The 14658-nt window shown below is 49.2% G+C and carries 12 protein-coding genes; 4 read left to right on the top strand and 8 right to left on the bottom strand.

Features of this window, described 5'->3' with window-relative positions; all coding sequences use genetic code 11:
* Positions 1 to 7 precede the first annotated feature (7 nt).
* From FN001_RS08435 to FN001_RS08420, 4 genes are read right to left on the bottom strand one after another with little or no spacing between them, the layout of a single operon-like run.
* The gene (locus FN001_RS08435) at positions 8 to 988 is read right to left on the bottom strand and encodes an ABC transporter permease (RefSeq protein WP_142411526.1); all 981 of its coding nucleotides are present in this window, start codon (positions 986 to 988) and stop codon (positions 8 to 10) included.
* Complete coding sequence (locus tag FN001_RS08430) at positions 988 to 1932, bottom strand: ABC transporter permease (RefSeq protein ID WP_142411525.1); 945 nt, start codon at positions 1930 to 1932, stop codon at positions 988 to 990. The genes FN001_RS08435 and FN001_RS08430 overlap by 1 nt, the downstream gene beginning before the upstream one ends.
* Positions 1933 to 3834 (bottom strand): peptide ABC transporter substrate-binding protein, encoded by a 1902-nt coding sequence (locus FN001_RS08425; RefSeq protein ID WP_185911877.1) that lies wholly within the window; start codon positions 3832 to 3834, stop codon positions 1933 to 1935.
* 40 nt (positions 3835 to 3874) lie between these two features.
* Positions 3875 to 5779, bottom strand: coding sequence for a peptide ABC transporter substrate-binding protein (locus FN001_RS08420; RefSeq protein ID WP_207705622.1), 1905 nt, complete (start codon positions 5777 to 5779; stop codon positions 3875 to 3877).
* Between the two features lie 328 nt (positions 5780 to 6107).
* Here FN001_RS08420 and FN001_RS08415 point away from each other — a divergent pair, with 328 nt between their 5' ends.
* Positions 6108 to 7124 carry a LacI family DNA-binding transcriptional regulator gene (locus FN001_RS08415; RefSeq protein ID WP_118532777.1) on the top strand — a complete coding sequence of 339 codons (1017 nt, stop codon included), beginning with the start codon at positions 6108 to 6110 and terminating at the stop codon, positions 7122 to 7124.
* Positions 7125 to 7521: 397 nt separating this feature from the next.
* On the opposite strand, the gene FN001_RS08410 is transcribed toward FN001_RS08415, so the two are convergent.
* The 4 genes from FN001_RS08410 to citD all read right to left on the bottom strand — a co-directional run bounded on the left by FN001_RS08410 (position 7522) and on the right by citD (position 11007).
* A complete protein-coding gene (locus FN001_RS08410; protein WP_243121977.1) occupies positions 7522 to 8139 on the bottom strand; it encodes a citrate transporter in 618 nt (205 codons plus the stop codon).
* A 99-nt stretch (positions 8140 to 8238) separates the two neighbouring features.
* On the bottom strand, positions 8239 to 9807 hold the full coding sequence (gene citF, locus FN001_RS08405; RefSeq protein ID WP_142411523.1) for a citrate lyase subunit alpha: 1569 nt from the start codon (positions 9805 to 9807) through the stop codon (positions 8239 to 8241).
* A 1-nt stretch (position 9808) separates the two neighbouring features.
* On the bottom strand, positions 9809 to 10708 hold the full coding sequence (locus FN001_RS08400) for an aldolase/citrate lyase family protein (RefSeq protein WP_486463495.1): 900 nt from the start codon (positions 10706 to 10708) through the stop codon (positions 9809 to 9811).
* Positions 10708 to 11007 carry a citrate lyase acyl carrier protein gene (gene citD / locus FN001_RS08395; protein WP_118321028.1) on the bottom strand — a complete coding sequence of 100 codons (300 nt, stop codon included), beginning with the start codon at positions 11005 to 11007 and terminating at the stop codon, positions 10708 to 10710. Before citD ends, FN001_RS08400 begins: the two co-directional genes overlap by 1 nt.
* 284 nt (positions 11008 to 11291) lie before the next feature.
* Here citD and FN001_RS08390 point away from each other — a divergent pair, with 284 nt between their 5' ends.
* The 3 genes from FN001_RS08390 to FN001_RS08380 all read left to right on the top strand — a co-directional run bounded on the left by FN001_RS08390 (position 11292) and on the right by FN001_RS08380 (position 14651).
* The gene (locus FN001_RS08390) at positions 11292 to 12185 is read left to right on the top strand and encodes a LysR family transcriptional regulator (protein ID WP_118298134.1); all 894 of its coding nucleotides are present in this window, start codon (positions 11292 to 11294) and stop codon (positions 12183 to 12185) included.
* 7 nt (positions 12186 to 12192) lie between these two features.
* Positions 12193 to 12789, top strand: a complete 597-nt coding sequence (gene citX / locus FN001_RS08385; RefSeq protein ID WP_243021350.1) for a citrate lyase holo-[acyl-carrier protein] synthase — start codon at positions 12193 to 12195, stop codon at positions 12787 to 12789.
* A gap of 119 nt (positions 12790 to 12908) precedes the next feature.
* A complete protein-coding gene (locus tag FN001_RS08380; RefSeq protein ID WP_142411522.1) occupies positions 12909 to 14651 on the top strand; it encodes an Rqc2 family fibronectin-binding protein in 1743 nt (580 codons plus the stop codon).
* Positions 14652 to 14658 lie beyond the last annotated feature (7 nt).

Raw genomic sequence — 14658 nt, 5'->3', positions numbered from 1 at the left:
TCCCTCCCTAGACGTGATTTCGCGGATCAGCCGCGTCAGCAAAGGAATTTCCCATCACATAGAAGGAGATCGTGATCATGGAAAGAATGATCGATGGGAAGATCAGCTGATAGCGCAGGGACGGGCTCATCATAACGATACGGCCTTCATTGATCAGGTTTCCAAGGGATGGAACACTTAACGGAAGTCCGAGACCGATATAGGTAAGGAATACTTCCTGTCCGATCGCTAACGGAATCGCTAATGCAACACGCATCATAATGACAGATACCACCTGTGGAAGGAGGTTCTTTGTGATCACGCGGCCGGTCGGAGTTCCAAGACATCGGGAGGCAAGGTTAAATTCCCGGTCACGGATAATAACGATCTGGTTGCGGATGAATCGCGCCGTCGGAAGCCATCCGGTAAGACACATTGCAAGAATGATTGTGCTGACACTCGGCTTTAACAGATAAGATGCCAGGATCAGAATGATCGAACTGGGAATGTTATGTACGACGTTATACACTTCCGTTATGAGCGGATCCAGCTTTCTTACATATCCCCAGAGAGAACCGATCAGAATCCCCATAAATGCATCCCATAAACCGACTGCAAGGCCAATAAAGAGAGAGGTTCTTGTCCCGCTCCAGATTCTCGCCCACAAATCCTGTCCGATGGAATTGGTACCGAACCAGTATTCACTGCCAGGCGCCTGATTTCTGTCCTGCTTTCCTGTCTCCTGGTTGATATAAACTTCGATCGGGTCCTTCTGGGACGGGAGGTACGGCTGGATGAAGGTAAATGTCATCAGTCCGATCAGAAGCACGAGGAAAAACATTGCCACCCTGTTTTTCGTAAATACTCTCCAGGTGGAAGCCCAGTATGAGTAGTTGGAGTAACCGGTTCTTTCCGCTGCTTCTGCATCATATTCTGCAAATTCGAACATGTCCTGGGTGATCTTTCCCACGTCCTGTTCCAGCGCATCGATTTTTTTCTTTGCTCCCATTATCTTCCACCGCCTTTCTTTCCAAGCTTGATTCTCGGATCACAAAGGGCCATCAGAAGATCTCCTAAGAACAATCCCATGATTCCGACGCAGGAATAGATCAGAACAAGCGCCTGTACCAGGGTATTATCCTGTCTCTGGATCGCGGAAACCAGAAGACCGCCCATTCCCGGAATCGAGAACAGAGATTCTACATAGATGGATCCGGAGATTGTCATCAGCATCTGTGTCGGAAGCTGCTGCGCCATCGGGACAAAGGCATTCCGGATGACATGTCTGGACATCACAAGGGAATTTTTTAGTCCTTTGGCTCTTGCAAGCTTGATATAATCTTTATTCAGTTCGTCGACCATGTAGCGGCGGATCCACATTGCATAAGTCGCTGTGCCGCCCAGGGACATACAGATCGCCGGCAGGATCCAGCTCACCGGTTTTCTCTCATCAAACAGCATCGGTACATGAAACGCTCCCGATACGTAAAGCTGAAGGAAGAGATAATAAACGGCAGCAGGAACTGCCTTGATGAGCACTACATATCCTGTCCCGAGATGATCAAAAAACCTGCCCTTAAACCTTGCCATCATCATTCCGAGAGGAATTCCGACAACGAGAGAAATCACAATGGATGCAAGTCCAAAATATACGGAATACGGAACTTTCGGTCCAATGATCTTTGTGATCGGAACCTTCGGACGGAAAACGATCGATTTGCCAAGATCCCTATGCATAAGCCCGACAAAGAAATTTTTCAGCTGTACCGGCAGCGGATCCCGAAGTCCCATCTCAGTCAGGGCCGCTTCGATCTGTACTTCGTCCATTTTATCATATCCCTCGGCGAAGTATCCTTCCTCCGGCATAAGCCGGAGGAGTAAGAATACTACAGTTGCTACAACAACCAACGTCACGAGGGACTGGAGAATTCGTTTACAGATGTATTTTGCCATCTACTTCTTCATCCTTTCCGCTCTGTCTTTTTCATACTGCTCTTCTGCTGCCTCATACTCCGACATTCCCATCGGTTTATCCATGATCACAGCTCCTTTTAACTTGATCGCCGCATTTCGTCCCATCTGGCTGGTATAGCCGGAGAATGGATCCAGGTAGGAAGCACGGTATCCGCCGCCTGATGTATAGAACGGGATCAGGATTGCTTTATTGAGAAGCATGCATTCTGCATCTGCAAACAGCTCATATCTCTTTTTCAAATCTTTTGTCTCCGCATTCGCCTTATCTAAAGCCGCTTCAAAGAGACTGCTGCCATTTTCATCCTGAAGATCTTTTGCCATGCTGACACGCATATACTTACCATCCAGAGAACCTGTATGTACCGGATTCATCATTCCGAGCGGATCCGCAAAGTCAGGTCCCCAGCCCATCTCCATCATGGAATAAGCACCCGGTGTACGAACCTGTTTTGTGAAGCCTGTAGACGGATGAGATTCCAGAACGATATCAATATAATCCGTTCCGAGAAGTTTCTCGAGCTGCTGCTCCATAACCTGCATACGGTTTGCGGTATCAACTTTTGCGGTGCTGAACGGAACAAGGATCGGGATCGGGAATGTCACCTGTCCCTCTAACTCCGCCATGGCCTTTTCCTTATATTCGAGCGCCTTGTCGGGATCAAAAGAATCTCCCTCTGTGTAGGTAACCAGTCCGCCCATCATGGTATAATCCACACCGTCTGCCTGAACAAGATTTCTTCTTGTAAAGGTATTTAACAGTTTCCCTTTTGGATTATACGGTTCAACCGTCAGGATTGCGGCTTCACGATCGAATCCATGGAAAATCGATTGTCTGAAGTTCTCATTATTGACTGCGATTTTCCAGTCTTCCGGCTTATAAGTTTCATCGTAATTCGGATCAAAGTTGAAGCCGATAAAGTAAGACATGTTTGTCAGGTTGTTCGGACGAATCATCTCTTTCTTTTCCGGATCTTCCATCCACTCATCGAGAATACTACCCGGAAGCAGGAAATCATTGATCTCTCCGCGGGTGAATAACTCTGCACCGATGGAGTTTGCCTCGGAATTATATTTATAGTTGAGGCGGCCGATGGAAATCACATCGTAATTCCAATAATCCGGGTTTGCCTCAAGGACACGCTCGCTCTGCGGTTCATAACTGGTCAGGAGGTAAGCGCCGCAATACAGGATCGACTCTTTGTCAAGACCGAACATTTCCCCCTGTTCTTCAAGGAAGTCTCCGTCAACCGGGAAGAAACACGGGAAGGAGAGTTCTTTGATAAAGTACGGAGTCGGCTGATATAAGGTATACTCCACCGTTGTATCGTCGATTGCCTTGACTCCGACCTGGGAAAAATCAGTAATATCTCCTTCGTAGAACTCTTTCGCGTTTTTGATGACATCATAAACCGTTTTACTGTTGCTGGACGCATGATCCGGATTCAAAATCCATTTGATGCCGTCCACAAAGTTCTGCGCCTTTACGGTTCCGACTGCATTTCCTTTCCAGTCATACCATTTTACATCATCACGGAGATGGAACGTGTAAGTCAGTTCATCATCAGAAACCGTCCAGTCCGTTGCAATGCATGGGATCATCTCTCCGAACCGATCAAATTCGATCAGTCCGTCCATAATGCTGTAGAACAAAGCGATGCCGTCGCTGTTTGTGCTTTTTAAGTAATTCACGGAATCAATTTCAGACGTATACACGGTGGAATACTCCGTCAGAGTCTTTTCTTTCTTCTCTTCCTGAGCTTCCTGAGTTCCCTGGGATCCACTGCCCTGGGACGGAGTGTCAGATTTCTGACATCCTGCAAGCCCCATGAGCAGAGAGATGGCACATGCCGTATTTACGATTCTCAACATTGTTTTCTTCATACACCATTCCTCCGTTCTTTGCATTCTGCGTATTCAGGTTTTACTGATTTTTTAAAGCTGCGATCCTCTCTTCCTGATACTGGGCCTCTGCCGCTTTATATTCTTCCTGGCTCATCGGCTGATCAAGAACCTTTGCCCCTTTGTACTTATCAAGGTTTCTGCCGAACTGTGTGCAGTGTGCAGAGAACGGATCCAGGTAAGTTGCGCGGTATCCTCCGCCGGATGCGTAAAGCGGGATTACCAGAGCATGTTCGATCAGATATGCCTCTGCCTCAGCAAAGAGTTCATAACGTTTTCCGATATCAGTTGTCTCAATTTTTGCTTCTTTGATCATGTTCTCATAAATGCTGTTTCCGTCGGCATCCTTTAAATCTTCTGCCAGATACGGTCTGCTGTACTTTGTCCCGATCGAAGTATTGCTTGTCATAACCTCTGTATATCCTGCTGGATCTGCATAGTCCGGTCCCCAGCCCATTTCCATGAGAGAGAATTTGCCGGAGCTTCTGGATTCCTTCAGGTAGTTGGTCGGCGGGTACGGAACCAGCTCAATACTGATATAATCACTTCCAAGAAGATTTTCCAGCTGCTGTTTTTCGACTTGAACCCGGTTTGTCAATGCAAGTGTGCTTGTATTGTACGGCATGACAATTGTTACCGGGAATGTCACGGTTCCCTGGAGTTCTTCAAGCGCCTTTTCCTTATATTCAAGAGCCTTATCTTCCTGGAACTGATCCGTGTTCGTGATCTCCTTTAACGGTTCAAGTTCCGTGTAATCAACCCCGTCCACATTTACGAAATTCTTTGTCGTGATGGTATTTAACATCTGTTCTTCGTATCCATACGGATAGCTTGTCATCACCGCCGCTTCACGGTCCACTGCGTAGTAGATGGACTTACGGAAGTTTTCGTTGTTGACTGCCTTGCTCCAGTTATCCGGATCATACTCCTCCTCGTAAAGCGGTTCAAAGTTGAATCCCAGGAAGTTGCTGCTTGTGCTGGATGGTTTTTCGATCAGCATGTTCTTTCTGGTATCATCGTTGATCCACTCATCTAAGATCTCTGCCGGGATATCAGCCTCAGATACCTCGCCTCTTAAGAAAAGTTCCGGTGCCAGAGTCTTTGCCTCTTTATTGTAGTTGTAGTTGATCCTGGAAATGTAAATCTCATCCTTATCCCAGTAATCCTCGTTCATCTCAAGGACTCTGCGGTTCTCCGGCTCAAATGTTGTGAGGATGTATGCGCCGCAGCTTAAAACCGTCTCGGCACCTGTTCCGAAGGACTCCCCGCACTCTTCTAAGAACTTGCCGTTCGCCGGGAGGAAGCAGCTGTACGCGGTCATCTTCAGGAAATATGGAGTCGGTTTCACAAGTGTATATTCCAGTGTATGCTCGTCAATGGCATGAATGCCGACCTGATCAAAATCCGTGATATCTCCGTTAAAATAATCTTCTGCATTTGCGATGACATTATAAAAGATATTGGCCGTTGTAGACGCATTGTCCTTTGTTAAGAGCCATTTTGCCGCATCCACAAAATCCTGTGCCGTAACCGGTGCATAAACCTTTTTATCGCTTGTATACCAGTTTACTCCATCTCGTAAATGGAACGTGTAGGTCAGCCCATCGTCGGATACCTCCCAGCTCTCCGCCAGACACGGAATCGTAACTCCATATTTGTCGAAATCCACCAGGGCATCCACGTAGTTCTCTGTGAATCTCGTACAGGTACTCAGCGATGATTTCAGGTAGTTGATATGGGCGAGTTCGGCAGCATACACAACCGTATATTCTTTCCTTTCGATCGGCTGTTCGCTCTCCTGCGCCTGTGAGGTCCCATTGGTACCGGATCCGCCGTCTCCGGCAGGCTGACCGGACTGCCCCGCGCAACCGGTAAACAGACAGGCTGTCATTACTAATGCTGCCATTCGTGTCATTTGTTTTTTCATACGCTCTCTCCTTTTTCGACTTACTTGTTTTTGGCTTTTATATCTTCAGACCGGCGATCAGTCTGCCCCATAACGTTTTCGTACTTTCGGTCAGTCGTTTATACGTTTAACCATTGATAAAAAAAGAAATTTATGATAAAGTTAGTTGTCGCTTTTATGATCAGGGGTCAAACTTCGGATCGTTTCTTAAATTAACAAGCGAAAACACGCTTCGCGAGTTTCCACTTGTTATCGCGGCAGCCGCCAGGGCCTCGCGCAAGCGCGGACTTTGGCTCGTTGTTCGCGTAAATTAAACAGGCGGTGTATCCGCCTCTACAGGGATTTCATCATGAAAAAGAATCAACAAGTTACTGCGAAAGATATCGCAAACGCCTGTCATGTTTCTCAGGCAACCGTTTCCTATGTGATCAATAACACTGCGGGGAAACGGATTAGTGAAGAAAAACGTCAGGAAATTTTGGAAACTGCCAGACGTCTCAACTATTTTCCGAATGCCTCTGCCAGGAATATCCGTCAGAAAAATTGTTTTTCCATCGGACTTCTTCCCGGAAACAACTATGGAAACTCCGGTTTCGGCAATACGCTGAATGGGATCAAAAAGTATCTGGACAGTGTCGGTTATACGCTCACGCTGTTAAGCGATCATCGGGATCCTGCAAACGAGGAGATCGTCCGCTATTACTATTCCGGGATCATATCCGGAGTGATCCTGATCGTCTTTGACAAACAGACAATCTATACGGACTCTCTGGAAGCAAATAAAATCCCCTATGTCGTCATCAGTGAAAACGGTGTCTCCGGTTCCGGACTTGCCGGGGGGAAGGCGTTTGAGCATGTCATTGAGGACTGTGTCCGTTTCTGCAGGGAGCAAAATTTTCAGCGCATCCGGTATTTTACGAGGTCCATCAACGGCCGCCAGCCTCACAATAAATATGACCTGATCATTCATGCAGTCCGGACCATTTATCCATCCTGTGATTTTGAACGAATCGTCTGCGACACAACCTCTAACGGCCCTGATTCAGAGATTATGGAACCAATCTCCTCCTATCTGGCTCAAAATACTTTCGATATCGCCCTGACATCAAACCAGCGATTCGGACTATTGATGCAGCGATGTATCCTGGAGCAGAATTTTGAGATTCCTCAGCGCATCAAACATATCTGCCTTGCGTCGTCTCCGTTTCTGTTAAATGTGTATCCTCAGATCTCTTCTCTCTATATCCCGCTTTATGATATGGGATATTATGCAGCTGAGACTCTGATGCACATGATCAAGGACGAACCTTTTGAGAGAAAAGACTTTGAATGCCTCTTGATTCACGGGGATACAACAAAGGTCTGATTTAAGTTAATCGTATAACCACAAGATAAAAGAGAAGCACGGATTATATTCCGTGTTTTCTTTTTCTTTACCAAAAGTATATGCCGTATTTACATTTCTGTCAAGCAAAAGTGCGTATTTTATCTGAATTATTGATAATTATTGCGTTTTTATAGTTTTTACTTTCATTTATTCAGATCATTTTCTGACGTTCTTTTTATTCTCGTATGATTTCTTGCTTTTTGTCCTTCTGTAAAAATTTTCATATTCCATCACTTCTTCTCTTCTTCCTGTTTTATGCGGATAGCCCGGATCTGTCATCAGAAAAAGTCCCGAAAACCAAGTCATTGATCTCCGGGACTTTTCCTATGGGGTTCTATCTGAATTTTAAAAGAAATTGTCGAATTTACAAATATTCCTACACCGGAATGATCCCAAACAGGATCGCGGCGATCATGCAGATAAAGGAGAATCCCCATACCCACAAGAAGTTGCTCTTGATGTGCTGGTTGATGTCCACATCCGCAAGGCCGACTCCGAGGAGTGTTGCCGGTACCATCGGGCTGATGAAGGTCGCGCAGTTTCTGCAGACTGCCATCGCTGCGGCGATCGGGAGCGCCGGGATCCCGAAGCCCTCTCCGATGCCGATCATGACCGGAAGCATTCCGTAGAAGTAGCTGTCGGTGTCGAACGCGAGTGCGAGCGGCAGATGACGGCCGAGGACTGCCGGGAGGAAGGTACTGATCAGTCCGGACATGCAGGTGATGACGCTCGTGGTCCCTTCGACCTCTTTTACAAGGACGCCCATGAGGACAGCCGCCGCCATCAGAGTCGAACACATGGTCAGTGCCGGACCCGCATGATTGTTGATGATGACATCAAACATTCCGGCATCTGTCATGATCCCGAAGTACAGGACGCTGAATACGAACAGTGCCGCTGTCGGGCCGGTGCTGGAAAAGCCGCTCTTGATGAGCTTTGCAAAGTTGTCCCAGGTGTAGTATCCGGAAAGGACGAGGATCACACCGAGGATCATCGGGAATTTCAGACATACTCAAATTCTCCTTTATCAAGGGGGTATACGCTGCGAAAACATGTCTGGGGAAACTGTTTTCGCAGCACCGGGACGGGCAGATTACTGTTCATCGTCAAATTCATAGTCTTTGATCTTTCTGACCACATCGATGATGGTGCCGTCGCGGGCCTCGATCACGCCGACTACGCGGTCGTCAAACTGTACCGGATCCGGAGTTCCGACCATGGCGTACGCCTTGTCGCGGAGCTCTTCGATCGTACAGAACGGAAGGTCAACGTCTTTCATGCACTCGATGAGATCCTGCCTTCTCGGGTTGATCGCGATTCCGTAGTCTGTGATGACAACGTCGACGGACTCGCCCGGGGTCGTGACGGTCGTCACATTCGTGCAGATCGCCGGGATCCTGCCCTGTAAGAGCGGAGCGATCACGATCGTGCACTTCGCTCCTGCTGCCGTGTCCGGATGTCCGCCCTGAGCACCTGTGATCATGCCGTCGGAACCGACAACGACGTTACAGTTAAAGTTTACGTCAACCTCAAGAGATGCAAGGATCACGAAATCCAGCTTGTTGACATAAGCACCCTTGTTGAACGGATTTGCGTACTCGGACGCGGAGATCTCGAAGTGGTTCGGATTTGTCTTGATGGACTCGACAGCGCCCTGATCGAAATCCTGGGTATCAACGAGCTTGTTTACGAGACCTTTCGCCAACAGATCACACATCGGAGTGGTGATTCCGCCGAGACCAAGTTCCATGTGGATGCCTCTCTCTTCCATGATCTTTCCAAGGGAGATCGTGGAGGCGATGGAAGCTCCGCCGACACCTGTCTGGTAGGAGAAACCTTCCTTAAAGTATGGGGTGTTGACCACAAACTTTGTGCAGTAGTCTGCCATCATGATCTTTCTCACATCGGTCGTCGGCTTTGCAGCGCCGGTCGCGATCTTTGCCGGATTTCCGATCTCATCGACGACGCACACATAATCCACGTTCACCATGGAGATGCTCGCCGGGAGGTTCGGGAACGGAACGAGACAGTCTGTCACGGCAACGACCTTGTCCGCATATTGGGCGTCCACCATCGCGTAGGATAAAACGCCGCAGTCGCTCTTTCCGCCGTTTGCTCTCATGTTTCCATACTCATCACAGGTCGGTGCACCGATGAAGGCGATGTCGATATGGACCTCACCGGACTCGATCGCACGGACACGTCCGCCGTGGGAACGCATGATCGCGAGGTTCTTTAACCGTCCTGTGGAGATCGCTTCCCCGATCTTTCCGCGGACGCCGGATGACTGGATTCCAGTGATTGTGCCGTCCTCAATGTACGGGACGATCGGATCATGTGCCTTTCCTAAAGAGCTTGCGCAGATCGTGATATCCTTGATTCCCATCCTGTGGACCTCTTCCATGACCATGTTCACCACATAGTCGCCTTCCCTGAAGTGGTGATGGAAGGAAAGGACCATTCCGTCTTTGATGCCGCATTTCACGAGCGCATCGTGAATGTTCTCAACGAGCTTGCTCCGGGTCGGGTCATTTAACGTCCGGACGGTCGGAGCCGCCTTTTTATATTCATAATCGTCATAGGCATAGACGCCCTTGAAGGCCTCTTTGCCTGTCGCTTTTAAGATCTCTTCGGGAATTTCTCTTCCAACTGCATTGATCATCTTATAAATCCCCCTTATAAACGCCTGCTGCTTTCGCCATGGCGAGTGTTCTCTTTGCACCGTCGTAGAAGGCGATGTCGATCATCTTTCCGTCAACCGTGAAGACACCGATTCCCTTTGCCTTCTTGTCATCGATCTCACGGACTACTTTCTCCGCGAAAACGATCTCCTTCTCGGACGGAGTAAAGACCTTGTGAACGATCGCGATCTGTCTCGGGTTGACGAGGGACTTTCCGTCAAATCCCATCATCTTGATCATCCGCGTCTCGTTCTCGAAACCTTCCATATCGTCAAGATTCGTGAACACGGTATCCCAGCACTGGACGCCTGCCGCTCTCGCAGCCATGATCATGTGCTGTCTCGCACCCATGAGCTCCACGCCGGTTCCGGTGATCGTCGTCTGGAGATCTTTCGTGTAGTCACCGCCGGATAAGGCGATCCCGATGAGACGGTCGGAGGACTGGCATACCTCCAGGGCATTTAAGACGCCTTTACAGGACTCTAAGGCTGCCATTAAAAGCGTACTTCCCTCCGGGCGTCCAAACTCCCGCTCCGCAGCGAGGACATGTTCCTCCACGATCTTTACATCCTGCGCCGTCTCTGTCTTAGCAATACGGATCGTGTCGGCTCCGCCCGCGACACAGACGCGGATATCTTCTTTCCAGTGCGGAGTGTCAAGACCATTGATCCGGACGACCCGCTCTACGCCGCGGTAATCGATCTCCTGAAGCGCATGATATAAGGAATATCTCGCTGCGTCCTTCTGGTTCTCCGCGACCGCGTCCTCGAGGTCTAACATGATGGAATCCGGTTTGTAGATGTACGGATCCTTGATGAGACCCGGTTTCTGGCAATTTAAAAACATCATGGATCTTCTTAAGCGTTTTTTATTCGGATGCATTATCGGATGACACCTCCCCACGGAAGATTTTCGGTGATGCCGTTGGAACGGTAGACCGCACACTCCACTCTCGCCTTTAATGTACAGTCGAGCGCTCCTTTGTCAAAGATCGTGACCTTTGCACTGTCCACGCCGAGACGCTCCAGGGTCTCCAGTGTGACTTTCCGGATCTGTCTGCCGTACTGGTGGATCACGCTGCTCTCGATCGTGAGCTCGATCTTTCCTTCGCCCGGCTCCACGGTTACCTGGGCGTCACTGGATTCCAGTGTGCCGGCCATGGCTGTCTTCTTGATTTCCATATATTCCCTCCGTTTCTCATTATGCAGGATACACAAATTTCGTTTGTTTTCCCGCCTGAGTTCTATAACTTTCTATGGCATTACTATATCACTTGTATTTTTTTTAATCCAATACATATCCCTCTATAGAGAATATAGGGAAATTCTTATGGCCATCGGATCGGTCCGGCGGCAGGAACGCTCCGGTTTCCCCGCGTTGTCTTTTCCGACCGGATGTGATAGAATAGGAAAGAAAAACAGGAGTTTTATCTAACTGAGATAAAAAGTCAGGGGAGGACGCCTCTATGAATGAAAAACACATGCAGTATGTTCTGACCGTCCTGAAGGAAGGCAGCTTTACAAACGCGGCAAAAAAGCTCTACGTTTCCCAGCCCTCTCTGAGCCAGATCATAAAGACCGCCGAGAGCAATCTCGGCGCCCCGATCTTTGACCGCTCCACCGATCCGATCACCCTGACGCCGGCCGGACAGCTCTACGTGGAGGCGGCGAGGCAGGTGACAACGATCTCCACAAACTTGAGAAAACAGGTCGAGGAGCTGAGCAAGGAAGAATTCGGGACCATCTGCCTCGGGATCTCGGTCCAGCGCGGCATGGAGCTGTTACCGGAATTATACCCGCGTTTTAAGAAACGTTTCCCCCATGTAGGGCTGGAACTCCATGAGCAGGGATCTGCGACCATGGAAAAAAGCGTCCTGGAGGGGGAAGTCGGGATCGCACTTCTCACGACATCCCCGCGCCACGAGGAACTGGTCTACGACCTGATCCAGGAGGAACAGCTTGTCCTCATCGTGAACCGCGAATGCGAACTTGCGAAACGGATCGCGCCCGGGACACCGATCGATATCCTGGAGGCGCGCGATGAGACCTTCGTCTCCAGCCAGTCCGGTCACTCCGTCCGGACGATCCAGGACTCCCTCTTTATCACGAGGGACATGAAGCCGAAGATCGACCTTGTCACGATCAGCATCGAGGTCGGAAAACATGTCGTTGCGGCGAGTCCTGTCGTGATGGCCTGTCCGGATTCCTATGTCGAGACTGATAACTCGCCGGATTCCGCCTACTTCTCCTATCCGATCCTCGGTGTGGAGAATCCAAGACATTTTTACGCCTGCTACCGGAAGGACATGTATCTCACAAAATATATGAAAGGATTTCTTGAGATCCTGCATGAGATCTGAGGTTTTTATGGAAAAATTTTTATGGAATGATCCAGAAATAGAACAGTTATTATTAAATGACGCAGAAAAAGAAACATTAGAAAAATTCATCGGTGCCGATGCCGAGCTTCCGGATATGTTAAACGCCAGGGAACGGCGCGTCTGGATGCAGGAACAGCTTCTCTCCGAATTTCCCGGCGTTCTCGTCTCCTTCACCTTAAATATCCCGGGGCCGGTCAAGGTCCTGCCGCTTGTTCCGGAGGCATTTGCCTTTGCACTTTCGGAGATCGTTTCCGCGTTGGATACCGCAAAGATCCCGGTCTTAAAGCGCAGCCTAATCCTCGATAAGACCGGTCCGGAGGCATTTCTCTGCGTGGATGCGGATGCGCTCGCCGTAAAACGCCTTCTCGTGCCGTTAGAGGACGCGTCCGATCTCGGAAGACTCTATGACATCGATATCATCGGGCGGGATGGAAAAAAGATCTCAAGAAGTGATATCGGGCAGCCGGGCCGGACCTGTCTCCTCTGCGGCCGCCCTGCGCGGGAATGTTCCAGAAGCCGGGCCCACTCGGTCGCGGAGCTGACGGAACGGATCAACGCGATCTTTCATGAACACTTTTCATGAAGCAGATCCGATCCTCCCATTCCCACACTCGGGAGATACTCTTAGAGAGTCTCCCGATCGTACACATATCAGACAATCTTAGAATTTATGATCGATAAAACGAAAGGAACTCATACACCATGGCATTTGACGGAATCGTGATCGCGAACCTTGTCCGCGACCTGAACGAAAAGATCGTCTCCGGCAGGATTTCAAAGATCGCCCAGCCGGAAAAGGACGAATTACTCTTTACCATTAAAGGAAACCGGGAGAACGTACGTCTGCTCGTATCGGCGAACGCCAGTCTCCCTCTCCTTTATTTTACATCAAACAACAAACCGAGCCCGATGACGGCTCCGAACTTCTGCATGCTTTTAAGAAAGCATATCGCAAACGGCAGGATCATCTCCGTGACCCAGCCAGGACTGGAGCGGATCGTCCGGATCGAGGTCGAGCATCTCGATGAGATGGGCGACCTCAGAAGAAAGTTCATCGTGATCGAGCTCATGGGAAAACACAGCAATATCATTTTCTGCGATGAGAATAACGTGATCCTTGACAGCATCAAGCATATCTCGGCTCAGGTAAGCTCCGTCCGGGAAGTCCTCCCGGGGAGAGATTATTTTATCCCCCACTCCGGGGAGAAGAAGGATCCGCTTACGATCACGGAAACGGAATTTAAAGAGCTCCTGCACAACACACCGCAGAATCTTTCCAAAGCGCTCTACATGGATCTTACAGGCTTAAGTCCCGTGGTTGCCGCTGAGATCTGCCATCTGGCATCCTTAGACGGGGATATCTCCGCAAAAGAATTTTCCGATGCGGAACTCACCCACCTCTTCCACGCGTTCAACTGGATCATGGACGATATCCGCGAGGGCAATTTCACCCCGAATATTATCTATGAGGGAGAAAAACCGATCGAATTTGCCGCTGTCCCGCTGACGATGATGGAAGGTGGAAATTACAGGACTGTGAAGTTTGATTCCATCAGTGAGCTCCTCGAGCGGTACTACGCGGAAAAGAACACAGTATCACGGATCCACCAGAAGTCCACGGATCTTAGAAAGATTATCTCCAATGCACTGGAACGCAGTGTCAGAAAGCTGGATCTTCAGACAAAGCAGCTCAAAGATACTGAAAAACGGGAAAAATACCGGATCTACGGAGAACTTTTGAATACCTACGGATATGGTCTCTCAGGCGGGGAGAAAAGTTTTAAATGTTTAAATTATTACGACAATACAGAAATTACGATCCCGCTAGATCCGACAATGACGGCGCAGGAAAACGCGAAGCGGTATTTCGATAAGTATAATAAACAGAAACGTACCTACGAGGCCGTCACGGAACAGCTTGCGCAGACAAAGGCGGAGATCGACCATCTGGAATCCATCAGTACTTCCATGGATATCGCAAGGCTGGAGGAGGATCTGGTACAGATCAAGGAAGAACTTACAGAGTACGGCTATATCAAACGCCATTACACCGGCGGGAAAAAGGTAAAGATCACAAGCCGCCCGTTCCACTACCTTTCCAGCGACGGATTCCACATCTATGTCGGAAAAAACAACTACCAGAACGAAGAACTCGACTTCAAGTTTGCCAACGGCGGTGACTGGTGGTTCCACGCAAAAGGGATCCCGGGCTCCCATGTCATCGTAAAGACTGAGGGAAAAGAGCTCCCGGACCGCGTGTTTGAAGAAGCCGGTGCGCTGGCTGCCTACTACTCCAAAGGCCGCGGGAATGAGAAGGTCGAAGTCGACTATATCCAGCGGAAGAACTTAAAAAAAGTTCCCGGAGCCGCACCAGGTTTCGTTGTCTATCACACCAACTACTCTCTGATGGCAGTTCCGGGAATCCCGGTGCAGGAAGTAAAGTAGCGAACCG

It is taken from the genome of Clostridium sp. Marseille-P7770 (assembly GCF_902143525.1).
GTDB lineage: Bacteria > Bacillota > Clostridia > Lachnospirales > Lachnospiraceae > Pilosibacter.
This window is presented reverse-complemented; position numbering and strand designations above follow the sequence as displayed.